This is a genomic window from Vibrio sp. Isolate32, from assembly GCF_022397955.1.
Lineage (GTDB): Bacteria > Pseudomonadota > Gammaproteobacteria > Enterobacterales > Vibrionaceae > Vibrio.
Genome location: NZ_JAKEUQ010000003.1, coordinates 1 through 26,257 on the forward strand (window position 1 = coordinate 1; position 26,257 = coordinate 26,257).

Annotated in this window: 19 protein-coding genes, 3 tRNA genes, 3 rRNA genes and 2 pseudogenes; 14 read left to right on the forward strand and 13 right to left on the reverse strand. The window is 45.8% G+C overall.

Annotated features, from left to right (window positions below):
- The 5 genes from L1D11_RS02580 to L1D11_RS02600 form a co-directional block, all read left to right on the forward strand.
- A 23S ribosomal RNA gene (locus L1D11_RS02580) occupies positions 1–2,386 on the forward strand; the annotation flags it as partial.
- 351 nt (positions 2,387–2,737) lie between these two features.
- A 5S ribosomal RNA gene (rrf, locus tag L1D11_RS02585) occupies positions 2,738–2,853 on the forward strand.
- Between the two features lie 70 nt (positions 2,854–2,923).
- Positions 2,924–3,000, forward strand: a tRNA-Thr gene (locus L1D11_RS02590).
- A gap of 42 nt (positions 3,001–3,042) precedes the next feature.
- A 5S ribosomal RNA gene (gene rrf, locus L1D11_RS02595) occupies positions 3,043–3,158 on the forward strand.
- A gap of 30 nt (positions 3,159–3,188) precedes the next feature.
- Positions 3,189–3,265 (forward strand) — tRNA-Asp (locus tag L1D11_RS02600).
- A 168-nt stretch (positions 3,266–3,433) separates the two neighbouring features.
- Here L1D11_RS02600 and L1D11_RS02605 read toward each other — a convergent pair.
- From L1D11_RS02605 to rpsU, 7 genes and pseudogenes are all read right to left on the reverse strand, one after another.
- Positions 3,434–4,191: pseudogene (locus L1D11_RS02605) on the reverse strand (IS5 family transposase).
- A gap of 265 nt (positions 4,192–4,456) precedes the next feature.
- Positions 4,457–5,724, reverse strand: a pseudogene (locus L1D11_RS02610) (aminotransferase class V-fold PLP-dependent enzyme).
- 214 nt (positions 5,725–5,938) lie between these two features.
- Positions 5,939–6,014 (reverse strand) — tRNA-Ile (locus tag L1D11_RS02615).
- Between the two features lie 163 nt (positions 6,015–6,177).
- On the reverse strand, positions 6,178–8,019 hold the full coding sequence (rpoD, locus tag L1D11_RS02620) for an RNA polymerase sigma factor RpoD (RefSeq protein ID WP_239832539.1): 1,842 nt from the start codon (positions 8,017–8,019) through the stop codon (positions 6,178–6,180).
- 99 nt (positions 8,020–8,118) lie between these two features.
- Positions 8,119–9,870, reverse strand: coding sequence for a DNA primase (dnaG, locus tag L1D11_RS02625; RefSeq protein ID WP_239832541.1), 1,752 nt, complete (start codon positions 9,868–9,870; stop codon positions 8,119–8,121).
- Positions 9,871–9,989: 119 nt separating this feature from the next.
- Positions 9,990–10,433: a GatB/YqeY domain-containing protein gene (locus L1D11_RS02630; protein WP_239832542.1), complete on the reverse strand. Its 444-nt coding sequence runs from the start codon at positions 10,431–10,433 to the stop codon at positions 9,990–9,992.
- Between the two features lie 25 nt (positions 10,434–10,458).
- Positions 10,459–10,674 carry a 30S ribosomal protein S21 gene (rpsU, locus tag L1D11_RS02635; RefSeq protein ID WP_004396009.1) on the reverse strand — a complete coding sequence of 72 codons (216 nt, stop codon included), beginning with the start codon at positions 10,672–10,674 and terminating at the stop codon, positions 10,459–10,461.
- A gap of 255 nt (positions 10,675–10,929) precedes the next feature.
- On the opposite strand from rpsU, the gene tsaD reads away from it, so the two are divergent.
- A complete protein-coding gene (gene tsaD / locus L1D11_RS02640; protein ID WP_239832543.1) occupies positions 10,930–11,946 on the forward strand; it encodes a tRNA (adenosine(37)-N6)-threonylcarbamoyltransferase complex transferase subunit TsaD in 1,017 nt (338 codons plus the stop codon).
- Between the two features lie 106 nt (positions 11,947–12,052).
- Positions 12,053–12,868 (forward strand): alpha/beta hydrolase, encoded by an 816-nt coding sequence (locus L1D11_RS02645; protein WP_239832544.1) that lies wholly within the window; start codon positions 12,053–12,055, stop codon positions 12,866–12,868.
- A gap of 44 nt (positions 12,869–12,912) precedes the next feature.
- Here the strand turns inward: L1D11_RS02645 and plsY are convergent, their stop codons facing one another.
- A complete protein-coding gene (gene plsY, locus L1D11_RS02650; protein ID WP_239832545.1) occupies positions 12,913–13,509 on the reverse strand; it encodes a glycerol-3-phosphate 1-O-acyltransferase PlsY in 597 nt (198 codons plus the stop codon).
- 138 nt (positions 13,510–13,647) lie between these two features.
- Between plsY and folB the strand changes: the two genes are divergently transcribed.
- From folB to L1D11_RS02665, 3 genes are read left to right on the forward strand one after another with little or no spacing between them, the layout of a single operon-like run.
- Positions 13,648–14,007, forward strand: coding sequence for a dihydroneopterin aldolase (folB, locus tag L1D11_RS02655; RefSeq protein WP_102425838.1), 360 nt, complete (start codon positions 13,648–13,650; stop codon positions 14,005–14,007).
- Positions 14,004–14,486 carry a 2-amino-4-hydroxy-6-hydroxymethyldihydropteridine diphosphokinase gene (folK, locus tag L1D11_RS02660; protein ID WP_239832546.1) on the forward strand — a complete coding sequence of 161 codons (483 nt, stop codon included), beginning with the start codon at positions 14,004–14,006 and terminating at the stop codon, positions 14,484–14,486. The genes folB and folK overlap by 4 nt, the downstream gene beginning before the upstream one ends.
- 15 nt (positions 14,487–14,501) lie before the next feature.
- Positions 14,502–15,305 carry an undecaprenyl-diphosphate phosphatase gene (locus L1D11_RS02665; RefSeq protein WP_239832548.1) on the forward strand — a complete coding sequence of 268 codons (804 nt, stop codon included), beginning with the start codon at positions 14,502–14,504 and terminating at the stop codon, positions 15,303–15,305.
- Between the two features lie 88 nt (positions 15,306–15,393).
- Here L1D11_RS02665 and L1D11_RS02670 read toward each other — a convergent pair whose 3' ends face one another.
- On the reverse strand, positions 15,394–16,710 hold the full coding sequence (locus L1D11_RS02670; RefSeq protein ID WP_239832550.1) for a multifunctional CCA addition/repair protein: 1,317 nt from the start codon (positions 16,708–16,710) through the stop codon (positions 15,394–15,396).
- A gap of 36 nt (positions 16,711–16,746) precedes the next feature.
- Between L1D11_RS02670 and L1D11_RS02675 the strand changes: the two genes are divergently transcribed.
- Positions 16,747–18,417, forward strand: a complete 1,671-nt coding sequence (locus tag L1D11_RS02675; protein ID WP_239832551.1) for an ExeA family protein — start codon at positions 16,747–16,749, stop codon at positions 18,415–18,417.
- Positions 18,417–19,337 (forward strand): general secretion pathway protein GspB, encoded by a 921-nt coding sequence (locus L1D11_RS02680; RefSeq protein ID WP_239832552.1) that lies wholly within the window; start codon positions 18,417–18,419, stop codon positions 19,335–19,337. Before L1D11_RS02675 ends, L1D11_RS02680 begins: the two co-directional genes overlap by 1 nt.
- Before the next feature lie 127 nt (positions 19,338–19,464).
- On the opposite strand, the gene L1D11_RS02685 is transcribed toward L1D11_RS02680, so the two are convergent.
- The 3 genes from L1D11_RS02685 to L1D11_RS02695 all read right to left on the reverse strand — a co-directional run bounded on the left by L1D11_RS02685 (position 19,465) and on the right by L1D11_RS02695 (position 22,353).
- The gene (locus L1D11_RS02685; protein ID WP_239832553.1) at positions 19,465–20,076 is read right to left on the reverse strand and encodes a TIGR04211 family SH3 domain-containing protein; all 612 of its coding nucleotides are present in this window, start codon (positions 20,074–20,076) and stop codon (positions 19,465–19,467) included.
- 205 nt (positions 20,077–20,281) lie between these two features.
- A complete protein-coding gene (locus tag L1D11_RS02690; RefSeq protein ID WP_239832555.1) occupies positions 20,282–21,544 on the reverse strand; it encodes an inorganic phosphate transporter in 1,263 nt (420 codons plus the stop codon).
- A gap of 128 nt (positions 21,545–21,672) precedes the next feature.
- Positions 21,673–22,353 (reverse strand): TIGR00153 family protein, encoded by a 681-nt coding sequence (locus tag L1D11_RS02695; protein WP_239832557.1) that lies wholly within the window; start codon positions 22,351–22,353, stop codon positions 21,673–21,675.
- Between the two features lie 207 nt (positions 22,354–22,560).
- Here L1D11_RS02695 and L1D11_RS02700 point away from each other — a divergent pair, with 207 nt between their 5' ends.
- A complete protein-coding gene (locus tag L1D11_RS02700) occupies positions 22,561–24,078 on the forward strand; it encodes an inorganic triphosphatase (RefSeq protein ID WP_239832559.1) in 1,518 nt (505 codons plus the stop codon).
- Between the two features lie 39 nt (positions 24,079–24,117).
- On the opposite strand, the gene L1D11_RS02705 is transcribed toward L1D11_RS02700, so the two are convergent.
- On the reverse strand, positions 24,118–24,867 hold the full coding sequence (locus tag L1D11_RS02705) for a potassium channel family protein (RefSeq protein ID WP_239832561.1): 750 nt from the start codon (positions 24,865–24,867) through the stop codon (positions 24,118–24,120).
- Positions 24,868–24,963: 96 nt separating this feature from the next.
- On the opposite strand from L1D11_RS02705, the gene L1D11_RS02710 reads away from it, so the two are divergent.
- Positions 24,964–26,220, forward strand: coding sequence for a methyl-accepting chemotaxis protein (locus L1D11_RS02710; protein WP_239832562.1), 1,257 nt, complete (start codon positions 24,964–24,966; stop codon positions 26,218–26,220).
- Positions 26,221–26,257: the final 37 nt, after the last annotated feature.

Genomic DNA, 26,257 nt, shown 5'->3' on the forward strand with positions numbered 1-26,257 from the left:
TGGCAGTCAGAGGCGATGAAAGGCGTAATAACTTGCGATAAGCCCAGATTAGGTAGTAATAACCTTTTGAGTCTGGGATTCCTGAATGGGGAAACCCACTTACATAAGTAAGTATCTTGTTGTGAATACATAGCAACARGAGGCAAACCGGGGGAACTGAAACATCTAAGTACCCCGAGGAAGAGAAATCAACCGAGATTCCGAAAGTAGCGGCGAGCGAAATTGGATTAGCCCTTAAGCTTTTAATGATGCAGGTGAAGAGTCTGGAAAGTCTCGCAGTAAAGGGTGATAGCCCCGTAACCGACACATCATAATCAGTGAAAACGAGTAGGGCGGGACACGTGATATCCTGTCTGAATATGGGGGGACCATCCTCCAAGGCTAAATACTACTGACTGACCGATAGTGAACCAGTACCGTGAGGGAAAGGCGAAAAGAACCCCTGTGAGGGGAGTGAAATAGAACCTGAAACCGTGTACGTACAAGCAGTAGGAGCACCTTCGTGGTGTGACTGCGTACCTTTTGTATAATGGGTCAGCGACTTAATTTTAGTAGCAAGGTTNGACGAATACTACTGGGGGTAGAGCACTGTTAAGGCTAGGGGGTCATCCCGACTTACCAACCCTTTGCAAACTCCGAATACCAGTAAGTACTATCCGGGAGACACACGGCGGGTGCTAACGTCCGTCGTGGAGAGGGAAACAACCCAGACCGCCAGCTAAGGTCCCAAAGTATAGCTAAGTGGGAAACGATGTGGGAAGGCTCAGACAGCCAGGATGTTGGCTTAGAAGCAGCCAYCATTTAAAGAAAGCGTAATAGCTCACTGGTCGAGTCGGCCTGCGCGGAAGATGTAACGGGGCTAAGCTATACACCGAAGCTGCGGCTACGTACCTTAGGGTATGTGGGGTAGGGGAGCGTTCTGTAAGCCGTTGAAGGTGGTCTGTAAGGGCTGCTGGAGGTATCAGAAGTGCGAATGCTGACATGAGTAACGATAAAGGGAGTGAAAAACTCCCTCGCCGGAAGACCAAGGGTTCCTGTCCAACGTTAATCGGGGCAGGGTAAGTCGACTCCTAAGGCGAGGCCGAAAGGCGTAGTCGATGGGAAACRGGTTAATATTCCYGTACTTCTTACAATTGCGATGGGGGGACGGAGAAGGCTAGGTGGGCCTGGCGACGGTTGTCCAGGTTCAAGTACGTAGGCGGGTGGTTTAGGTAAATCCGGACCGCTACTAACGCTGAGATACGATGTCGAGCTACTACGGTAGTGAAGTCATTGATGCCATGCTTCCAGGAAAAGCCTCTAAGCTTCAGATTGTAAGGAATCGTACCCCAAACCGACACAGGTGGTCGGGTAGAGAATACCAAGGCGCTTGAGAGAACTCGGGTGAAGGAACTAGGCAAAATGGTACCGTAACTTCGGGAGAAGGTACGCTCTTATCAGTGAAGTCCCTTGCGGATGGAGCAGACGAGAGTCGCAGAACCCGAGACTCAGTGAAATTGAAATCGCTGTGAAGATGCAGTGTACCCGCGGCTAGACGGAAAGACCCCGTGAACCTTTACTACAGCTTGGCACTGAACATTGAACCTACATGTGTAGGATAGGTGGGAGACTTTGAAACCGCGTCGCTAGATGTGGTGGAGTCGTCCTTGAAATACCACCCTTGTAGTTTTGATGTTCTAACGTTGGTCCCTGAATCGGGATTACGGACAGTGCCTGGTGGGTAGTTTGACTGGGGCGGTCTCCTCCCAAAGAGTAACGGAGGAGCACGAAGGTGGGCTAAACACGGTTGGACATCGTGTGGTTAGTGCAATGGCATAAGCCCGCTTGACTGCGAGAATGACAATTCGAGCAGGTGCGAAAGCAGGTCATAGTGATCCGGTGGTTCTGAATGGAAGGGCCATCGCTCAACGGATAAAAGGTACTCCGGGGATAACAGGCTGATACCGCCCAAGAGTTCATATCGACGGCGGTGTTTGGCACCTCGATGTCGGCTCATCACATCCTGGGGCTGAAGTCGGTCCCAAGGGTATGGCTGTTCGCCATTTAAAGTGGTACGCGAGCTGGGTTTAGAACGTCGTGAGACAGTTCGGTCCCTATCTGCCGTGGGCGTTGGAAAATTGAAGGGGGCTGCTCCTAGTACGAGAGGACCGGAGTGGACGAACCTCTGGTGTTCGGGTTGTCATGCCAATGGCATTGCCCGGTAGCTAAGTTCGGAATCGATAACCGCTGAAAGCATCTAAGCGGGAAGCGAGCCCTGAGATGAGTTTTCCCTGGCGCTATAAGCGTCCTAAAGGGTTGTCGTAGACTACGACGTTGATAGGCAGGGTGTGTAAGTGCTGCGAGGCATTGAGCTAACCTGTACTAATTGCCCGTGAGGCTTAACCATACAACACCCAAGGGGTTTTGTGGACTCAATAGAAAGACAGACCTTGAATGAATCGATAACCGCTGAAAGCATCTAAGCGGGAAGCGAGCCCTGAGATGAGTTTTCCCTGGCRCTATAAGCGTCCTAAAGGGTTGTCGTAGACTACGACGTTGATAGGCAGGGTGTGTAAGTGCTGCGAGGCATTGAGCTAACCTGTACTAATTGCCCGTGAGGCTTAACCATACAACACCCAAGGGGTTTTGTGGACTCAATAGAAAGACAGACCTTGAATGCGTTTGAAGAGAACGAAAAACAGCTTTCCAGATTATTTTGCCTTCAGTGTTTAAAACTGGAAGTAAAAGCAAAATTTTGCTTGGCGACCATAGCATTGTGGACCCACCTGATTCCATGCCGAACTCAGAAGTGAAACACAATAGCGCCGATGGTAGTGTGGGGCTTCCCCATGTGAGAGTAGGACATCGCCAGGCTTCAAATTTATTTTCACTTTTCAAAAGTGAAGAAAAAGTTTTCAGAATCGTTTTAAACGATATTTGAATTGCTGATATAGCTCAGCCCGGTAGAGCGCACCCTTGGTAAGGGTGAGGTCCCCAGTTCGAGTCTGGGTATCAGCACCATGATTTAGTTGATTTGATTAATCAAGTTAACAACAGGATTTGTTTGACGACCATAGCATTGTGGACCCACCTGATTCCATGCCGAACTCAGAAGTGAAACACAATAGCGCCGATGGTAGTGTGGGGCCTCCCCATGTGAGAGTAGGACATCGTCAGGCTCAAATTGCTTTAAGCTGAATAGACACTGCGGAGTGGTAGTTCAGTTGGTTAGAATACCGGCCTGTCACGCCGGGGGTCGCGGGTTCGAGTCCCGTCCACTCCGCCACTTATACTAAGCCCAAGCATAACTGCTTGGGCTTTTTACTTTTGAATGATTGTGTTCGCCCTTCGGCCGAAAGAGTCCAGGTTGCTCGCAACCCCGGCCACTCTGGCACTTATTAGAAAGCCTAGTCTTATGACTAGGGCGTGTTGAACTTTGCTGTAGATTTCGCGTTCAACAATACATCGGTAGCCACATCAACATGAATGCCAGCGATAATATGCTGGCATAATTCCTTTCTAACTTGTCATATCTAATTGAAATAGCCAGATAATACTTAATTTTCGCAAAGGCATTTTCGACCAAGTGACGATACTTGTATAGACACCAATCCATACTGTCTTTGTCTATATCTTGTCCGTAATTGCGTTTAGCAATTACCGTTTCTCCGCCACGTTCCTTAACAAAAGTACGGAAAGGTTCGCTATCATAACCTCTATCACAAACGATGGTATTAACTTCATCGAGTTGTTCAACTAAGCTTTCGGCATGCACTATATCGTGGCGTTGGCCTTCTGATAAATCAAAGCAAATCGGCAGGCCACCACTATCCACAGCTAAGTGAACTTTGGTTGAGTTGCCCCCGCGACTTTTTCCTATTTGCTCTGAGCTTTCAGTAGCTGAACCTGTGCTATGCTGATGCGCTCGAACTATAGAGCCATCAAGAAAGACCCATTCAAAATCAGCCATGCTAGATAACCTTCTGAAAAGCCTATCTAAAATTTCTTTAACCAAAGATTAAATCGTCTGTAAACGGTACTCCACTCTCCGAACTCAGAGGGTAGATCTCGCCAAGGAGTACCTGTTCTCATTCGATAAAGTATTCCTTCAAATGTCATTCGATGTTCAGCTTTATCGTAAATACGACCTGTACTTTTCATAACTTGGAGTAGCAGTTCCCATCGAATATCAGTTAGCATTGTTCTTGGCATGGTATTGGTTATGGTTTTACTTTTGGCGAAGCAAATTATAACCCTTTACCATGCTGTTCAAAAAACACTCATGAAAGGTCAACACTTCCTAGCAAGCGAACCTTCATTTGAATGGTTTTTTGTTCGCTTGCTAGCTTTTTAAAATCTGTATTATTAAGTCTACTCATAGCTATTTTCTGCAAGAATTCGATGACCTCGATTAGATCACATTTTTACTTTAACTGGTAGACTTTGCACTTTAATAGCTTGCTGTTACTTACCTTGATTAAGCGTCAAGAGCTTGATCTAGGTCCGCCAATATATCTTCGATGTGCTCAATACCTACTGAGAGGCGAATCATCTCTGGTGAGACACCGGCTTGCTTTTGTGCTGCTTCGTTTAGCTGACGGTGTGTCGTAGAAGCAGGGTGACATGCGAGAGATTTCGCATCGCCGATGTTTACCAAGCGCTTGAAGATTTGCAGCGCATCATAGAAACGGACACCGGCTTCATAACCATCTTTTAAGCCAAAAGATAGAATGGCTGATGGTTTACCTTGCATGTACTTTTCAGCGAGTGGGTAGAATTCCGAATCAGGCAGACCGGCATAACTTACCCAACTGACTTTTTCGTGTTGGCTGAGGTATTCTGCCACTTTCAATGTATTCTCTGTGTGTCGCTCCATACGTAACGATAACGTCTCCAAGCCTTGCATTAGCATGAAAGCATTCATTGGCGACAGTGCTGCACCTGTATTGCGCAGGGAAACCGTTCTAGCGCGACCAATAAATGCAGCCTCGCCAAAGGCTTCGGTATAAACCACACCATGGTAAGAAGGTTCTGGTTGATTAAATACAGGGAAGCGATCTTTGTGCTTCGACCAAGGGAATTTGCCTGAGTCGACAATCACGCCACCTAATGTTGTTCCGTGACCACCAACATATTTGGTTAGTGAGTGCACCACGATGTCGGCACCAAAATCGATAGGCTTACACAGAACTGGTGTTGCCACCGTATTATCAATAATTATAGGCACACCTTGTACGTGAGCAAGTTCTGCAATACGCTCTAAGTCGATGATATTACCCGCAGGGTTACCGATACTCTCACAGTAAACCGCTTTGGTTTTTTCATCGATTAGCTCAGCTAAGCTTTCTGGCTTGTCGTCTTTGGCAAAACGAACTTCAATCCCTTGGTTTGGCAGCATGTGAGCAAACAAGGTGTAAGTACCACCGTAAAGCTGAGGTGTTGAGACGATGTTGTCACCGATTTGTGCCAGTGTCTGAATAGCATAGTTGATTGCCGCACTGCCCGCACTTACACCAAGCCTGCGATACCGCCTTCTAGCGCAGCCATACGTTTCTCCAACACATCGTTGGTTGGGTTCATAATGCGGGTGTAGATATTGCCTGGTACTTCTAGATTGAACAGATCAGCACCATGCTGAGCATCGTCAAATTCATAGGCGACAGTTTGGTAGATAGGGGTAGCAACGGATTTAGTGGTTGGATCGGTTTCGTAGCCGAAGTGAATCGAGAGTGTTTCGTCTTTCATGTTTCTTCCCTGAATGATTGAGTAATTTATGTACAACTATATTGCCGATTTTTTTAGAAAAGAAAAGTAAGCTTAGTCACAGAGAGGCAATTGGGATTGTGTACTGTGGAGTTCACTCATTCAGGGATGTATTGAAATGAGTAGGGCATAAAGAATAGCGAGCTTATAAAAGCAAAAAGCCAGAGCAGCATGAACTGTTCTGGCTTCTCTAATTTGGTGGCCCCTCCCAGATTTGAACTGGGGACCGAACGATTATGAGTCGTGCGCTCTAACCACTGAGCTAAGGGGCCATAGGGCATAGATTATAGGGGAAGCATGCAGTGGTGTCTAGATACTATATGGAGCAATTCCGCTTATATCTTAGCCACTTAAATCATACAGGTACAAAAAAGGTGAGCCATAGCTCACCTTTTCTTAATTGTGCTTAAAATCCAATCACATCAATGCGTGTGATTACTCGTCTAGGAAGCTGCGCAGAGTTTCTGAGCGGCTTGGGTGACGAAGTTTACGCAGTGCTTTTGCTTCGATCTGACGGATACGTTCACGAGTTACGTCGAACTGCTTACCAACTTCTTCAAGAGTATGGTCAGTGTTCATGTCGATGCCGAAACGCATACGCAGTACTTTAGCTTCACGAGGTGTTAGGCCAGCAAGAACGTCTTTAGTTGCACCGCGTAGGCTGGTTGCCGTTGCAGAGTCTAGAGGAAGTTCTAGTGTTGTATCCTCGATGAAATCACCTAGATGCGAATCTTCGTCGTCACCGATAGGTGTCTCCATAGAAATTGGTTCTTTAGCAATTTTCAGTACTTTACGGATCTTGTCTTCAGGCATTTGCATGCGCTCAGCCAATTCTTCCGGCAGTGGTTCACGACCCATCTCTTGTAGCATTTGACGAGAGATACGGTTTAGTTTGTTGATCGTTTCGATCATGTGAACCGGAATACGGATAGTACGAGCTTGGTCGGCAATCGAGCGAGTAATTGCTTGACGGATCCACCATGTAGCGTAAGTAGAGAACTTGTAACCACGACGGTATTCAAACTTATCAACCGCTTTCATCAGACCGATGTTGCCTTCTTGGATTAGATCCAGGAATTGTAGACCACGGTTTGTGTACTTCTTAGCAATCGAGATTACTAGACGTAAGTTCGCTTCAACCATCTCTTTCTTCGCACGACGAGCTTTCGCTTCACCGATAGACATGCGACGGCTGATATCTTTGATGCTTTGAACTGTCAGAGAGGTCTCTTTCTCGATCATGTCCAGTTTCTGGATTGAACGACGAATATCACCTTCATGACGTTTGATCTTTTCTGCGTATGGCTTATCAGAAGCGAGTACTTCATCTAACCATGCTTCGCTTGATTCGTTGCCAGTAAATAGAGCAATGAAAGATTTCTTCGGCATTTTGCCGTACTCAACCGTTTGACGCATGATTAGGCGTTCTTGAGTACGTACTCGATCCATCGAGTTACGCAGTTCGTTTACTAGGTAATCAAACTGTTTTGGTGTTAGACGGAACTCTTTGAATACGTCTTGCATCATTGTTGTTGCAAGTATTGCTTTCGGGCTTTCATGGCCGTACTCGTTGATCGCTAGCTGACGGTTCTGGTAACTAGTGCGAAGCGCTGTGAACTTCTCAAGAGCAAGCTCTGGATCGATACCTGTATCTTCTTCCTCTTCCTCGTCGTCTTCAGCGTCTTCTTTATCTTCGTCTTCCAGATCAGTTTCAGTAAGTTCTGAACCGATGTGAGTTGCTGTTGGTGCAGCTGTGCCATCGTCATCTGGGTCAACGAAGCCGTTGATTAGGTCTGTTAAGCGAATCTCTTCTGCTTGTACACGGTCAAACTGTTCCAAAATGTACGGAATAGTACCTGGGTACTCAGCAACAGATAGTTGAACGGTATTGATACCATCTTCAATGCGCTTCGCAATGTCGATTTCGCCTTCACGAGTCAGTAGTTCAACAGTACCCATTTCACGCATGTACATGCGAACTGGGTCAGTAGTACGGCCAATCTCGCTTTCTACGCTTGAAAGCGCAGCAGCTGCAGCTTCGGCTGCGTCTTCATCTATATTGGCATCGTCATCATTAAGTGCTAGATCATCAGCATCAGGTGCAGTTTCAACTACTTTGATGCCCATGTCGTTAATCATTTGAATGATGTCTTCTACCTGTTCAGAATCCACGATTTCTGCAGGTAGGTGGTCGTTTACTTCGGCGTAGGTCAGATAGCCTTGTTCCTTGCCTTTAATAACAAGTAATTTAAGCTGTGACTGCGGATTTTGATCCATAGATGATATCCAACTTCAGGTCTGGTGAAGGACGTTGCATTCTCAAATGCAAACCAATTATGTTAACAAATTTATTAAATGCTGACTAATCAAACAGGGTTACGCTTTGAGATCTAGCATTAAAGCTAGTAGCTCCCTTTTTTCTTCGGCTGATAAACCGACACTTCTTGCTTTGGCCTGCAGGTTTTCAATTTGTTTTTCAACGCACTGGGCAAGTATTTTGTCCAATGAGTCTAAAAATATGTCTTCTTGATTGTCTTCGTCGAGGGGGATTTCCCAGCTCGCTAGACGAGACAGAAGAGCCTCATGTTTATTATCTCGCCAGTGCTCTAATAACTGGCCGGTGTTGATATGGGGATGCGCGTGGCATTTATCAAGTACTTCGATGAATAAACTTAGTCCAGGTAATGGTAACGCTTTGACACTTGATAAATCCGGTACCATATCAGCATAGCTCGGATTTTGGATAAGCAAAGCGATAACTTCACGCATTGGAGTTCGCTTGAGCTCCTTATGCGGTTGAGGTGTCGGATTTTGTGTATGAACACGAGCACGTCTCAGTTGGTTATCAAATCCAGTTCGCTCATCCAATAATTTTTCGAGCAACTCTTGGAAATAACTGTCAGGAATTTTATTAATTAAGGCGCTAGCGTGCGCACGCAGTGCCGATTTTCCTTCGGTTGTTCCCAAGTTCAGTTTGTGTATTTCTATCAGGTTATCGAACAAATAGGTCGACAGTGGCGTTGCATTTTGGACGAGCTGCTCAAAAGCGGCCTTGCCATTTTCTCTGATATAGCTATCTGGGTCTTCACCATCGGGTAAGAACAGAAACTTGAGCGTGTTACCTGTTTTTAGGTACTCAAGTGCATTTTCTAGTGCGCGCCATGCAGCCTCTTTACCAGCCCGGTCACCATCGTAACAACAAACCACAGTGCTGGTTTGTCTAAACAGCATCTGGATGTGGTCACCGGTTGTTGAGGTGCCTAGTGAAGCCACCGAGTAATCTACACCATATTGCGCAAGAGCCACGACATCCATGTAACCTTCAACCACCAGAATTTGAGGTGGTTCACGGTGGGCTTGTAACACTTCATAAAGGCCATATAGCTCTTTACCCTTATGGAAGATAGGCGTCTCCGGTGAGTTTAGGTATTTAGGTGTGCCATCTTCTAAGACACGGCCACCAAAACCAATTACACGACCACGACGATCGCGAATCGGGAACATCACTCGTCCACGGAATCGGTCGTATCGGTTGCCTTTATCATTCTCTATTAACATGCCGCCAGTCACGAGCATGTCTTGGGCTTCTTTTTGTTGGCCAAAGTTCTTACGAACCAAGTCCCATTCATCGGCCACATAACCAATACCAAACTTCTGGACGATCTCACCAGAAAGGCCTCGATTTTTTAGGTAATCAATCGCAGGCTTGTTGGCCGATATTTTCAGCTGAGAGCGGTAAAAATTACTGATGCCACCCATCAAGTCGTAGAGGTTACGTTTTTGTTCGCTGTTGGCTCTTGGTGCTGTTGATATCTCGCCGCTGCGTTGCTCCCTAGGGACATCGAGGCCTAAGAAAGAGGCAAGCTCTTCAATCGCTTCGACAAAATCGAGACGTTCGAACTCCATCATGAAGTCGATAGCATTGCCGTGCACACCGCAGCCAAAGCAGTGATAAAACTGTTTTTCTTGGCTTACGCTAAAAGAAGGGGTTTTTTCGTTGTGGAATGGGCAACAAGCACCATAGTTTTTGCCTTTTTTCTTAAGTTTCACGCGTGCGTCCACAATGTCGACAATGTCGAGACGCGCTAGGAGATCATCGATGAAACTACGCGGGATGTGTCCTGCCATAAAACCTTAGAAAAATGCACTAACTGAGAGTGTGTATAATAATAGTTTGAATAGGTTACAGATACAAACAAGCCGTGCGTTCCGAAGGATTGCACGGCTTGTTGCAATTTGATTTGGGATTAAGCGAGTTTAGAACGAACTAAACCACTAACTTTACCCATATCTGCACGCCCTTGAATTTGAGGTTTCAAGATAGCTATTACTTTACCCATGTCTTGCATGCCCGCAGGTTGAGCTTCTGCAATTGCGCTATCAAGTAGTGCGATTACTTCTTCTTCAGTAAGCGGCTGAGGCATGAAGCCTTCAAGTACAGCAATTTCTGCTTGTTCCACGTCAGCAAGATCTTGACGACCAGCTGATTCATATTGAGCAACAGAATCGCGACGTTGTTTAACCATTTTTACTAGTACAGCAAGAATGTCGTCATCGCTCAGAGTAATCTGTTCGTCGACTTCACGTTGCTTTACAGCAGCAAGAGCTAAACGGATAGTGCCAAGGCGCGGTTTGTCCTTGGCTTTCATCGCTAATTTTTGCTCTTCTTTGAGTTGTTCAATAAGAGCCATAACTCAGTCCTTATGGATTAAGTTATTAGTACAGGCGAACGCGACGTGCGTTTTCGCGAGCTAGCTTCTTAGCGTGACGCTTTTGAGCTGCTGCTTTAGCGCGTTTGCGAACTGTAGTTGGCTTTTCGTAGTGCTCGCGACGGCGAACTTCAGAAAGGATACCTGCTTTTTCACAAGAGCGCTTGAAACGACGTAGTGCAACGTCGAACGGTTCGTTTTCACGTACTTTAACTATTGGCATATGCCTTTCACCTCAGGGGTTATTCATTATCGCTGGCTACTGATGACCAAATCAGAAAAATTATCCGTAGACAACTTTCGATTAAGTGTGGTCTCTAACCAGCTTGATCAAAAATGGTGCGGAATTTTAATCCGATCAGAGTGGCTTTGTAAAGCACTTTGTCGATTATAGTCTGTACAATATTTGTTTGAAGAGCTTAGGCAGGGTAATATTGTGCTAATTTCCCATTTTAGACGAAAGCGTGCCGAGAAAATTATGCGCATTATTGGTATTGAAACCTCTTGTGATGAAACAGGAATCGCAATTTATGATGAGCAGCAGGGCCTGCTTTCTCATCAATTATACAGCCAAGTAAAGCTGCACGCCGATTACGGTGGTGTAGTTCCTGAGCTGGCATCACGTGATCACGTGAAGAAAACAATTCCGCTAATCAAAGCGGCTCTTAAAGAGGCAAGCCTAACCTCTAAAGATATCGACGGTGTGGCTTACACTGCTGGCCCTGGCCTTGTTGGTGCGCTGCTTGTTGGTGCAACCATTGGTCGCAGTATTGCTTACGCTTGGGGGGTACCAGCGGTGCCTGTTCACCACATGGAAGGTCACCTTCTTGCTCCAATGCTAGAAGATACCCCACCTCCGTTCCCGTTTGTCGCTCTGCTTGTTTCGGGTGGTCACACTATGATGGTCGAAGTGAAAGGCATTGGTGAATACAAGATCCTTGGTGAATCGATTGATGATGCAGCAGGTGAAGCGTTTGATAAAACGGCGAAGCTAATGGGCTTAGATTACCCTGGTGGTCCTTTGCTGTCTCGACTAGCTGAAAAAGGCACGCCGGGTCGCTTTAAGTTCCCGCGTCCAATGACGGATCGTCCGGGCTTGGATATGAGCTTTTCGGGCTTAAAAACTTTTGCTGCGAACACGATTCGTGACAATGACGATAGCGAACAAACTCGTGCCGACATCGCGTATGCGTTCCAAGAGGCGGTTTGTGGCACCTTGGTAATCAAGTGTAAGCGTGCCCTGGAACAGACGGGCATGAAACGTATAGTGATTGCTGGTGGCGTAAGTGCAAACAAACAACTACGTGTTGAACTTGAAGCACTTGCTAAGAAAATTGGTGGCGAGGTGTACTACCCGCGCACTGAGTTTTGTACTGATAACGGTGCGATGATCGCTTATGCGGGTATGCAGCGCTTGAAGAATGGCGAAACGGCTGATTTGTCTGTTCATGCCACACCGCGTTGGCCTATTGACCAGCTCGAGCCAATTGCGTAAGACATCAAAATGTTTCGATAAACGGTCGCCTAGTGCGGCCGTTTTTATATCTAAGCTTACCGACTATATGTCGATAAACAATTGCTGATAGAGATTAGGGAAGAAGATGAACAAGTTCACTATAGATAATCAATCGATGGCGTACCTAGACGAAGGCGAGGGCCCAGTTGTTGTACTAGGACACAGCTATCTTTGGGATCGTGCGATGTGGAAGCCACAGGTTGAAGCGTTAAAATCTCAGTACCGTTGTATTGTGCCTGAGCTATGGTCTCATGGTGAGTCTCAAGCGGCACCGAGTGCTATGTGTAATTTAAAAGACTACGCTCAACATGTTCTGGCACTGCTTGACAATTTAAACATCGAAGAGTTTTCTGTGGTGGGTTTATCGGTTGGTGGTATGTGGGGCACTGAGCTTGCGGAGCTAGCACCGGCACGTATCAAATCTTTGGTACTGATGGACACTTTCGTCGGCTTAGAGCCAGAAGTCGTACACGCCAAATACTTCAGCATGCTAGATACGATTTCTCAAACTAAGATGGTTCCTCAACCGATAGTAGAAGCGGTTGTGCCACTGTTCTTTGCTAATGATGCACAAACTAACACGCCAGCTTTGGTCGAAGGCTTTACACAGCAGTTATCGGCATTACAGGGCGAGCAAGCAGAACAAGTAGCTCGAATTGGTCGTATGGTGTTTGGACGTCGCGACATGATTGAAACGATAGAGAACTTTGCGTTACCTGTATTGGTTGCTGTTGGCCAGGAAGATAAACCACGCCCGGTACTTGAATCTTACCTGATGCATGATTGTATTTCGGGTAGTGAATTAGTGGTGATCCCTGGCGCGGGACACATTAGCTCGTTAGAGCAGCCAGAGTTTGTAAACACTATGTTGAAAGAGTTTTTAGGTAAGCACCTGCTATAGGTTTCTTGCCTCTTAAAACTATCGGTTTAACTTTAAATGTAAGGTTAAGCCGATTTTTTTTGTCCGAGTTTTGGTTCACTGCCGTCCAGTAGGCGGCGGATGTTTTGGTGATGACGCAGTACGATCAAGCAACATAGCATCGCCACGGGCAGGGTGTATTGCGGTTTGACTAACCAAGCATAGAAGGGGGCAAGCAGCACGGTCACTAATGCAGCCAGAGAGGAGTATCGAAATAAAAGCGCTACCACTAGCCAAGTTACCATGATCATACCGGTTAGGTCGAATCCAATTGGAGCGATAGCGCCAAGTGCTGTTGCGACGCCTTTACCTCCCTTAAAGTGGAAGAAGATCGGATACATATGACCAAGACAAGCTGCAATCGCAACGATACCTAAGATAATTGAGTCGATACCGAGAAAGTAACCAAGCCAGACTGGAATGGTGCCTTTTAACATGTCACAAAGTAATACTGCTGCAGCGGCACCTTTGCCACCGACACGTAATACATTGGTCGCACCTGGGTTGTTGGAGCCCACCGTTCTAGGATCTGGAAGCCTTAAGACTCGGCATATCAACACCGCACTAGAGATTGAACCTAGCAAATAGGCAGCAATGATCATGATAAGTGCCGATGGGGTCATGTCTGTCCTTTAACGGTTATATGCCTAACGATGGGAAAATAATGCTCAATCCAAGAGTAATTGATATCATATCTCGAATTACGCAAATAATACGTTTTTTTCCCAAATTTGGGTATCCGACCTCTAAAAGGACAAGTCATGGCACTGGATAAAGTTTTCATTGAGCAGCTAGAAGTAATTACAACGATCGGTGTTTACGATTGGGAACAAGAGATCAAACAGAAACTGGTGCTTGATATTGAAATGGCTCATGACAACCGCCCAGCAGGCAAGAGTGATGATGTGGTTGATGCTTTGGATTATTCGAAAGTAAGCACTGCAGTACTCGATCACATTGCGAATGGCCGTTTTCTACTAGTAGAACGTGTTGCTGAAGAAGTCGCAGAGCTCATTATGACTCAGTTCTCTGTTCCTTGGGTAAAAATCCACCTAGCGAAGCCTGGTGCGGTTCCTCAAGCAAAAGCGGTGGGTGTGATCATCGAACGAGGTCAAGCATGACCATCGCCTATGTTGGTGTTGGCACGAACATAGACCGCGACAAGCATGCAAAGGTGGCATGGACAGAGCTTCAATCGTTAGGGACTAACCTTAAATGCTCTAAAATCTATCACTGTGAGCCTGTCGGTTTTGATAGCCATCCATTTTATAACTTTGTGATAGAGCTCGACACGCCACTTTCATTGACTGAATTTTCACAAGAACTTCGTAAAATTGAGTACAAATGGGGGCGTGCGCAAGATGCACACAAGCTTCAGGATCGAAATTTGGATCTTGATATTGTACTGTTTGGCGATGAGATATCTGAGTCTGCTCCAGAGTTACCACGCAGTGATATCTATAAATATCCTTTTGTAACACAACCACTTTATGATCTTTGTCCTGCGAGAGTGATCCCGCAAGACGGAAGAACCGTCAGTGAAATATGGCAGAAGATGCAGCAACTAGACTCGCTCTCTGTCGTAGATATAACACTATAATTTTAAAGGTAAGTAATGAGTTATTTTGAAGCGTTTATATTGGCGTTGGTGCAAGGCTTTACTGAGTTTTTACCTATTTCCAGTTCGGCACACTTGATCCTTCCATCAGCGGTTTTAGGCTGGGAAGATCAGGGTTTGGCTTTTGATGTCGCGGTCCATGTCGGTACTTTGGCCGCAGTCGTGATCTATTTTCGTAAAGAAGTGATTTCGTTGTTGAGCGCATTCTTCGGCTCAGTGTTTAAGGGCGACCGCAGCAAAGAAGCGAAATTGGCGTGGATGATCATCCTTGCGACGATTCCGGCATGTATCTTTGGCCTGATGATGAAGGACATTGTTGAACTTTACCTGCGCAGTGCATGGGTAATTGCGACAACGACCATCGTCTTTGGTTTGTTGTTGTGGTGGGTGGATAAGAACTCAAGCCTACGTGATGATGAGTACCAAGCGGGCTGGAAAAAAGCGTTGTTTATTGGTCTTGCTCAAGCTATGGCAATTATTCCTGGTACTTCTCGCTCAGGCGCTACGATTACAGCAGCACTTTACCTTGGCTTTACTCGTGAAGCGGCAGCTCGATTCTCTTTCCTAATGTCTATCCCAATCATCACTTTAGCTGGTGGTTACTTAGGCCTTAAGCTTGTGACCAGTGGCGATCCAATCCACGTTGGCACACTGCTAACGGGCGTTGCGGTGTCTTTCATCAGTGCTTACATCTGCATTCACTTCTTCTTGAAGCTGATCTCTCGTATGGGTATGACACCATTCGTTATCTACCGCCTGATTTTAGGTTGTGGCCTGTTTGCCTTCTTAATGATGCAGTAGAAAGTGCTTATCTAGCACACGACAGGTTGAAACGAAAAACCCGCTTAGTCGCGGGTTTTTTATGTGTTTTAGTTAGTGCGGGTAACAATTAACTAGTCGCGAGTTCTGCTAAGGCGCTCTCAATCGCGGCAGCTCTGCGTTTTTCTTGCTCTTCTCGAATGTCTTTGCCTTTAAAACCATCAGCAATGATTGCTTTCACTTCGACTTGAAGTGCCGCTTGGTAAGCGACTTCAAAACGCGCTTTTTGAGGATATGGCTGATCTTCTAATCCTTTGCGACCAGCGTGATCAGCTTGGCAGCAAAGTAGAATGTCGTTGAGCCTCTCTGGTTTGCGCCAAACATCGAACTTGTTGAGAACTTTGAGAAAGGTGGTTGGCTTTAGCTCACCTGCACGATGGATATTAGAATGCTGCTCGCACACTAACAGCGCAAGATCTCTGAACTCATTAGGTACTCTGACTCGTTCACATAGCTTTTTGATGATCTTAACACCTGTGTGGCAGTGCATTTTGTGGCTTGGCCACTCACTTTCAGGTGTAACTCCTTTACCTAAGTCATGCACTTGAGCAGCAAAGCGTACGGGTAGCGATGGGCTTAATAGCGCTGCTTGCTGAGCAACCATCAGAGTATGGATACCCGTGTCGATCTCAGGGTGCCACTTTTTCGGTTGAGGAACACCAAATAGAGCGTCAATCTCTGGCAAAACAACCCCTAATGCTCCGCACTCTCTCAACACCGAAAGGAACACTTCTGGATGTGGCGTGCTGAGTGATTTTTGCCACTCTTGCCATACTCGTTCTGCAGTAAGATGGGCGAGTTCACCAGATTCAACGACCTCACTCATCATCAACATAGTTTCAGGGGCGACGGTAAAGCCAAGATGGTGAAGCTTGGCAGCGAAGCGTGCCACTCGCAGCACTCGAAGTGGATCTTCGACAAAGGCATCGGACACATGTCTAAGAATACGATCGGAGAGATCTTGCTGGCCGTGGTAAGGATCGTGAAGGTTGCCTGCATCATCTTGAGCGATGGCGTTGATCGTTAGATCTCGACGCATGAGGTCTTCTTCCAGGCTAACATCTGGCGCGAAGTAACATTCGAAGCCTGTGTAACCAGAGCCTGATTTTCTCTCAGTGCGAGCCAGTGCGTGTTCTTCCTTGGTTTTTGGGTGCAAGAATACTGGGAAGTCTTTACCCACTGCAGTGAAGCCAAGGCTTTCCATCTCTTGGGGGGTACTGCCGACCACCACCCAATCTTTATCATAACTATCAATATTGAGTAGTTTATCGCGCACCGCTCCACCGACTAGATAGCGCTGTAGCCCATTCTCTTTTGGTAGGCTATCGTATATTTGCAACTTATCACCTCGAAATGTTTTATCACTGCTGGACTTTACGGCAAGCAATGGTACTTTCCATTAATCGTAATTATAGGGCAGCACATGTATAAGGAATATTTTGGCTTCGTTGAGATGCCATTTTCGATTGTACCAAATTCTCGCTACTTGTTTTTGAGTCAGCGCCACCAAGAGGCGATGCAGAACCTACAAGCCGGTTTAGGTGAGGGTGGGGGCTTTGCAATGCTTACTGGTGAGGTGGGAACAGGTAAAACAACGGTCGCTAAGGCGATGTTGTCCTCTCTTGATAGCCACACTCAAGCTGGCCTTATACTCAACCCTACGTTTTCCAACACTGATTTGCTTGAAGCTATCTGTGATGAGTTCGAGATCGACTATCCACAACAGGCATCACTCAAGCAGCTGAGTCAGGCGATTCACTATTTCTTACTGGATAGCCATGCTGAAGGTATTCAAACCTTATTGGTGATAGATGAAGCTCAACACTTAGCTGCCGATGTGTTGGAACAGCTACGCCTCTTGACGAATTTGGAAACCGACAGTCGCAAGTTATTAAAAGTATTACTGGTTGGCCAACCTGAATTACAACAGCATTTGCAGACCACCCAACTGCGTCAATTAGCTCAGCGTATTACAGGGCGTTACCATTTGTTGCCTCTCAATATTCAAGAGACCGGCAAGTACATCGCGTTTCGTCTAGAGACAGCGGGTGGCGAGCAGATGCTGTTTTCGAATCGTTCCGTTAAGCTGATCGCCCAATATACACATGGTATTCCACGGTTGATTAACTTGGTGTGTGATAAGGCGCTTCAGCTAGCGTTTCATGACGGAGAGCAAACACCGAGCAATGACACGGTCAACAAAGCGTGTCAGCAGATCATGGCGTTTCAAGCCAAGGTTTACCATGTTGAAAAACCTCGAGTAGCGAACGCGCTACCAAAGCTAGTTCAATATGCGAGTGCTACTACCTTGAGTGTTGCGCTAGCTATGGCGACCTTTCACTTCGCTCCAACCTACATTGATTCATGGCTAACAATCCAACCTTCGAATGAAGCCCAAACATTAAGCTCAGTAAAGATGCAGCGTTCGTTAGTCGCGGATACACCTAAGGTGGTTGCTGAGTCTGAGATAGACAGGTTCGCACTACCGGCACATATTCAGCAACACTTGATGCAAGGGACTAACCGCTCGCTGGCTATTAAGGATTTATATACGCTTTGGGGGTACCAATCCTCCCTGCGTGACGGTTTATGCTTGAGTGAGCCACAAAGTGTTTTTGTATGTGAACAACAACAAGCAAGTTTAGATGACCTTCTAGAGTTAGGCGTTCCTGTGGTATTGAACTTAGATGTAGAGCAAGAACCTGTGTTTGCGGTGCTTTATGGCGCATCACAAGATGCTGTCGAATTACTGGTAAACGAAAAACTGGTAGTCATGCCGAAGCAGTCTCTTGAGCAGGTCTGGCATGGTGATTATGTCGCGATTTGGAAACAGCCGTTGCGAGAAACACTGAAAGAGGGTTATCAGGGTGAAGCTGTCGCTTTGCTTGATTTGTTGCTTTCTGAGGTTCTTGGAGAGGTTGTATCTGGTAGTGATGTATTTGATTACGAATTAAAAATGAAAGTCGAAGCATTTCAAACTTGGCAGGGCATGTCGGTCGACGGTATTGCTGGTCAACGAACTTTAGCGAGGCTACAAAGATTAGCTCAGCTTGATTCTCCTAAGTTAATGTCATTAAGCGGAGGAGCGAGCTAATGTCACGCATTATGCATGAGTTGAATCAGTCCTCAGACAAATCTAGCTTCAAGGGCTACCAAAACCATCAAGTGCCGAGTTCAGCAAAGGGTATCAGCAACAAACGCGGTTCGTCGTTGGCTATGGGGTTGCTTGTTTTACTTGTGCCTTCTCTGTTGGTAGGTGGTGCCTTGGTGTATCAATCTTACTATCAACAGCAAACGGCTAACCAAGCTGCTATTAGTTCGAGTTCAGAATCAGAGACCCAGCCTGTTCAAGCCAAGGATATCGAAACGGCTGATTTGAATGTCGAAGAAGAAGTCGAAGATGAGCCTCTGTTTGTGGTGCGCCCTGCGCCGACAAGAAAGACGCTAAAATCGTTACCTCGCCAAGAGGTTTATGCTCTGGTTAATTCTGATAGCACTAACTTTTCTGCTGGCGTTACCGTGCCGGTAGTCACTGCCGAGAGCACTGCGCGAACGGTCGATGATTCAGAGCTGTCATTAGCTGAGCCTGAAGTTGGACCTGATGTGAACGATGAAAGCAATTATCAGCAATCAGATAGCGACCTGCTACAAGGCTTGGATTTGACCGAGTTACCGCCTGATTTGGCATTGAAGCTAGAAGCGATTATGGATGAGCAGCCACGTGCGCCTGAGCCAATGGATTCGCGACCAGCAAGTCAGATGGACCCTCAAGTGATCGAGCTCGAAAATCACGTTAACAGTTTGTCTGGCGTATTACCTAAGCTCGATTTACAAACCCATATGTATTCAAGCAGTGAGAACAAGCGTTGGGTCAAAGTGAATGGGCAAGAGGTGTCACAGGGCGATTGGATCGGCAACGATGTTCAACTGCTAGAGATCAAGCCGCAATCTGTGGTTGTTGAGTTTAACCAGCAGAAGATTGAGATTCCTGCGTTGTATGAGTGGAAAGGTTAACCTAAAAATATAGCCACAACAGCTTTGATACAACGGATAGATAAATAAAAAGGAGCACCTAGGTGCTCCTTTTGGATATTCGATATTGAATTTACTTTGCGTAATGCAAAACAGTCAAACGATAGGCTTATGCCCAGCCGTTTGGTGACTTTCTGCGACGAGGAATAATGTGTGGTAGAACAAGGCCAAGAAGTAGACCAATACCAGCAACACCACCACCGTACATGAAGTACTTCAATAGTAGGTCATCTTTCTGCGTGTCTAGCTTAGCGCGTAGTTCACGGTTTTCTGTTTGAGAGCTTGTTAGCTGTTGGCTAATTTCGCTGTAGTTCTGTTCTAGTTCAGCAATCTGCTTATTACGAGAATCTAGAGAACTTGCTAGGCCTGCTTTTTCACTGTCTGCAGTTTGACGTGCGTTAGCCAGCTTAGTTTTCACTTCTGTCAGTTCTTTCTCAAGCTTAGGCATACGCAGAGCCATACTCTCTTTAGTACTTACAAACTTGCTTTCAACCCAACCTTTACGGCCACGGTTGTCTTGGATTTGTGTGTAACCCGTGCTCTTGTTTGCTTGCAGGTAGGTAACCTTCTCACCAGCGTCAACACTGCCGATAATACGGAAGGTGTTGTTTGGGCCAGAATGCATATAAGTAAATAGTTTGTCAGCAATATAACGGTCTTGTGCAAAGGCAGCTGGAGCCGCAAGCATTGCGAACAAAACTAAGCTAATCAGTTTTTTCACAGTAAATCCCTTAACGATTCAAGTTGGGTAGGCGGATGAGTCAGCCTCAATGAGCAAATAATATTTAGTTTCTTTATGCGGTGCAACAAAGAAGGGAGGCAAAGCCTCCCTTTCTGTGCGTTTGAGTCAATAATGACATGGCATTTACATATCGTTACTGAAGCTCACACTATTCTGACGCTAGTATTCATTAACGCAGTCGCGATTACATAGTAAACGCAGCTTGAATTCCGTAGAAGAACACAACAGCAAGTAGGGCACCTGCAGGCAGTGTCACAATCCAAGAAGCCACAATATTACGTACAACGCCCAAGTTTAGTGCTGCGATACCACGAGCAAAACCAACACCTAATACTGCACCAACTAGTGTTTGTGTCGTAGAGATTGGAAGGCCAGTACCTGAAGCTAGTACAACAGTACATGCAGTTGCAAGTTGTGCAGCAAAGCCACGGCTTGGTGTTAATTCTGTAATACCAGTACCAACAGTTGCCATTACTTTATGACCCATTGTTGCAAGACCAACAACGATACCAAAACCACCTAGAGGAAGAATCCACCATGCGATAGTACTCTTACCTGTGATTTCACCCATGTGCTCAACGGTTGATACAACAGCAGACAGTGGACCAATCGCGTTCGCAACGTCGTTTGAACCGTGTGCAAATGCCATCGCACAAGCTGTGATAACCATTAGTACAGAGAAGATGCCTTCAACACCGGCAAAGCCGTGGTCTTCTTCGCGGTTAGCAAATTTCTTCTGGATGTATAGGTAACCGCCGATCATAACAAGCGCAGAAACGCCAGCAGCCCAAACCCATGCTTCAATGTTGCTTAGGTGAAGACCAACGTGCTTAAGGCCTTTCTTGATTGTGACAAGTGCAATCACCATCGTTGTGATGAACATGTATACCGGTACAAAGCGCTTCGCGTTGAATAGCGGGTTCTCTGTATCAAAAATCAGTCGTTGAGCACTTACAAATATCACGTAAGCGAAGAAGCCGGAAATAACGGGTGTGATAATCCAACTACCCACAATACCTTGAACACTGTTCCAGTCTACCGCTTCAGTACCTACAGAAATACAAGCAAAACCGATGATTGCACCGATGATTGAGTGAGTCGTAGAAACAGGCCAGCCCATGTAAGAAGCTAGAAGTAGCCATGTACCAGCAGCAAGAAGTGCTGACATCATGCCGTAAACAAGTACATCTGGTTGATGAGCGAATAGAGACGTTTCGATAACACCTTTACGGATCGTGTCTGTTACTTCGCCGCCCGCAAGGTAAGCACCTGCGAATTCAAAGATCATTGCGATAATGATCGCTTGTTTAACGGTTAGAGCTTTAGAGCCTACTGAGGTGCCCATTGCGTTCGCAACGTCATTTGCACCAATACCAATAGCCATCAAGAAACCGAAAGCTGCTGCAACAATAATCAGGACAGTGCCGTAGTTAGCAAGGATATCCATCGTAATACCTAGTTGTTTGATAACAAGCGGAACAAATTTAGACGCAAAAAACCGCTCAGCGAGAGAAATACTCAGCGCATAAGTGGTTTGGTTAAAAAATGCTCTTCGTTATATAGTTAGCGTATGATTTAAGATCGAGAAAGCATTACTTCAAGACGAGCGCCTACACGCTGTGCTTGATCTGCAATACCACCAACCCATTCAAGAATTTTGTATAAGAACATGATATCAACTGGATTCAGATCGCCTTCAATCGCCATTAGTTGTTGGCGCAGTTCGATCTGCATCGCGTCCGTGTCATCTTCAATTACATCTAATTGATGAATCATTTCAGCAACGAGTGTTACTTCACGGCCCTTAAAGCCAGTCTCAAGTAATTCGTCTAGTTCATTGATTACGTTTTGTGCTTGGTTCGCTGCATCTAGACAACGTTTAACGTAAGCGATGAAGTTTTCTTGCATTGGAGCAGGAATGACAAGTTGACGACCATATACACGGCCAGCAATGTCTTTCGCTAGGTTTGCTAGTTTGTCTTGCTGAGTTAATAGCTCCAACATGTCGGTGCGATCAACAGGCATAAACAAACCACGAGGAAGTTTAAGGCGAATTTCACGTTTTAGTACGTCAGCTTCTTTCTCAAGGTGAGAAATCTGAGCTCGAATTTCAGCTGCTTTTTCCCAGTCACCCTTTGAAGAAACTTCAAAGAAATTAACTAGGTGAGAACAACATTCGTTCACGCATACTACGTGACGCTGCAAAGGTTTAATTGGGGACTTTGCAAATAACCCCATAATTGTATTTACTGGCATGGTCATCCAACCTAATAAATAATAACCTTAAAACAACATACACCATATTCATGGTGAAATGTTAAGCGATGGCTACAAAGTCGCGCATGTTAACCTAATCAATCTCTCATTAAAACTGTTTTAGATCATCATAAGGGCGATATTTCTGACTTGCCGACTTTGAAAATTGGCAATATCCTGTCCCTATCTTCACAGAAAGGTATAACTATGGAAACCGAGATAGAACTGAAGTTTTTTGTTTCTCCTGATTTTTCAGAGACTTTATGCAATAAAATTGCTGAAACTAAAGTACTTCAGCACAGTTGTCGTGAGCTAGGTAACATCTACTTTGACACCCCTGATAACTGGCTACGCAAGCACGATACCGGCTTGCGCATTCGACGCTTTGATGACGTATTTGTACAAACGGTAAAGACAGCTGGTCGCGTTGTTGCAGGTTTACACCAAAGGCCTGAATACAATGCAGAACACGACAGCAACCAACCCAAGCTTGCCTTGCATCCAGAAGATATCTGGCCTGAAGGTAAAGATATCGAAACACTGGAAGCCGAGCTTACTCCACTCTTCTCTACTAACTTCACACGAGAGCAGTGGCTGATTGGCATGCCTGACGGTAGCCAAGTCGAGGTCGCATTCGACCAGGGCTTCGTTGAATCAGGTGAACTGCAAGAACCTATTTGCGAGGTTGAACTCGAACTTAAATCAGGTCAAACGGATGCTCTTTTTACCCTATCTCGTCAATTCTGTGATCAAGGTGGCATGCGTTTGGGTAACCTAAGTAAAGCTGCTAAGGGTTACCGCCTTGCTCAAGGTTATCAAGGAGATGAAGTCACTCCTTTGACCTTAGTTGATACTGACAAAAGTGATACCGTTGAATCGTGTTTCATTCAATCTTTAGAGCATGCTCTAGCTCATTGGCACTACCACGAGCAAATCTTCACCGAGCGCCAATCGATTGAAGCCCTTCATGAGATCAGCCATTCACTGAGCTTTATCCGCCAGACTTTCACCATATACGGTGGCATTGTACCAAGACGCGCTAGCGCGATTTTGCGCCAAGAGTTGAAATGGTTAGAACAAGAGTTGGATTGGCTAAAAAGCTATGACCACTTTGAGGATTTGCTAGAAGATAAAGGCCACGTTCTGCGTAAGCTTGATGCTCGTAAGTTCTTAGTGGTTGAGCTAAAAGAGATGCAAGAGCAATTGCCTGATCGTGAAGAGTTACTGACGCTATTGAGCTCAGCTCGCTACACAGGTCTTCTGCTTGATTTAAGCCGTTGGATCCTTACCCGAGGTTGGCAGCCATTCTTGGACGATAAAGCGCGTGAGCAAATGGGTCGTGGTATCGAATGGTTTTCTGTGCAGCAACTTGATCGTACATGGGCAGACTTAATGGAAGCTTTCCCGCCAGAGCGAGTGATGACAAGTCAAGCGTATATTGAGCAGCAATACCGTTTGATGCGAAACCTATATTCTGGCGTTGGTTTCGCGAGTTTGTATGATGACGCTGAACGAAATAGCTTCCGCTTGCCATGGGCCGATATGGTGCAAGGTATTGACGATTTGTTGATGCTGCGAACCTTACAGCCACTTACTGATAAGTTAGAAGGTGATGAGAAAGATCAGCTAGAGCGTTGGCTTGCTCGCCAAGAAGTTTCGATTCTGCATGCGATGGAGCAGACTCGTCAAATCAGTGTTGAAGTTGAGCCGTACTGGCAGGACTAGTCTCTAGACTAACATCCATTTTTAAATAGGGCCTTGGCCCTATTTTTTGGTTTGTCGTTCAAGCGACTCGAGCCGCTCTAGTATCTGTTGTTGCTTTTCTAGAATCTTATCCAGCTTACGTTCTTTGTTTTCTAACTGTTGATTTTGAAGGTCGGTAGGCTCGGTAATTAGCGAGGTGATTAAGCCTGAGATCATACCAAACACCCCAACCCCACAGATGATCACAATCGATGCGATCAACTGACCAGAAGTGGTTACTGGATAATGGTCACCATAGCCAACGGTACTGATGGTCACGAAAGCCCACCATAATGCATCATGTCCGGTCGTGATATTGGCATTAGGATCTTTGTGTTCCAATAGTAGAATCGTGCCAGCACCGATCGTCAGTAAGATCACCAAAAGCAGAATGATGGAAGCGAAAGTGGTCTCTTTCCTATTGCGAAACAACTCTCTGAAAATACGTTTGCTCGAACGCAGAACTAAGATGACTCGCAGAATTTGAAAAATACGGGCGAAACGAAGAGGTTCGATCATCGGGATACTTGCTAAGAAGTCGATCCAGTGTACTTTGAGGTATTCTTTCTTATTTTGTGATCTGAATAGATCAATGATGAGCTGAAAAAGAAAAATACTACAGATTATAAAGTCGAGGCCGATAAGAACTTGTTTCGATTCTTTATCGATAGGCGCAAACAACAAGCCAGAGATCACAAATAACGCTAAGAAAGAGAGAATCAGTGATAATAAGTTCATCGGCTTAGGTGTGTCTTTGATACTATTTAACATTCATACGAGGCTCAAAATAAATCGCGAACCTGACTAAATCAGCCATCTCGCGGGTATAGAAGCCATCAATATATAAGAGTTAATGGAGAACTGACAATGACTAAACTGTCATTCAAGCCGTGGGAAAGGGTAATCTCTGACGTTCGTCTCGTTCCGAAAATGATCATGCTAATGGTGTTCAGTACCATCTTGCTCATTTCTAAACAGCTATGGGACGCGAGCACGTTTTATGATTCATTGCTCGCTGCAACGAATAATGCGCAGGTTGCACAGCAGCATTACGAGACTTACCTAGTTCAAGTGGCTTGGCAGACAGGCTTGATGATCATTGTGTTTGTGGTTCTTCTATTGGCGGCGGCTCGTGTGATGTTGCGTCAAACTCAATACCTCAGTGATGCTATCAAAACGATGGCCGACAAGAATCTATCTGTGCCGATTCACATGGACTGTAAAGATGAATACGGCGATGTAGCACGTGAGCTAGAAAAAACACGAGTTCAGCTGCATGATATGGTGAAGGCGCAACTGGCTTCTTCTGATGAGCTATTTTCTCTAACAGAAGTGATGACCATCAGCATGTCAGAGACCAAAGAGTCTGCTCAAGAAGAGTTTAACGAGATTGACCAACTGGCAACGGCAATGAGTGAAATGACCTCTACCGTTCAAACAGTTGCTGAACATGCACAAAGCGCTTCTTCTCTTACTGAACAAGCATCAGGCCAAGCCTTGACGGGTCAGAAGTTCGTTCAGGGCTCTGTATCTAAAATGAGTGAACTCTCTTCAGATATCGCAGCATCTGCGGCAGCCGTAAACCAAGTTGAAGAGCGCGTTGATTCAATCGGTAGCGTTGTCGGTACAATCCAAGGTATTTCAGAGCAAACCAACTTATTGGCATTAAACGCAGCGATTGAAGCAGCGCGTGCAGGTGAAGCCGGTCGTGGTTTTGCTGTCGTTGCTGATGAGGTTCGTAACCTTGCACAGCGTACTCAGCAAGCAACTGTCGAGATTCAAGACATGATCAGCCATCTACAAAGCAGTGCTAACTCTGCGGTAGAGCTGATGGAAAAGAGTGTTGTTGAAGCGGCTGAAGGCGTAGATCTTGTAACCAATGCCGGCTCTGAGCTTGATGGCATCGTGAGCCAAGTGAACCAAATCAATGATATGAACTTCCAAATTGCGACGGCAGCAGGCCAGCAGAGCAGCGTTGCGGAAGAGATGAGTGTTAACCTGACCAATGTTCGCGAGCTTGTTGAAGCTTCGGTTGTGGTGGTTGGTGAGCTTCTAGAAACCTCTCAGCTTATGGAAAGCAACGCGCAAGAGCTCGACGGTAAGATCAAGCAGTTTAAGGTATAGCCTTAATTTCTCAATCCCTGTTATTAATGCCTGTTTT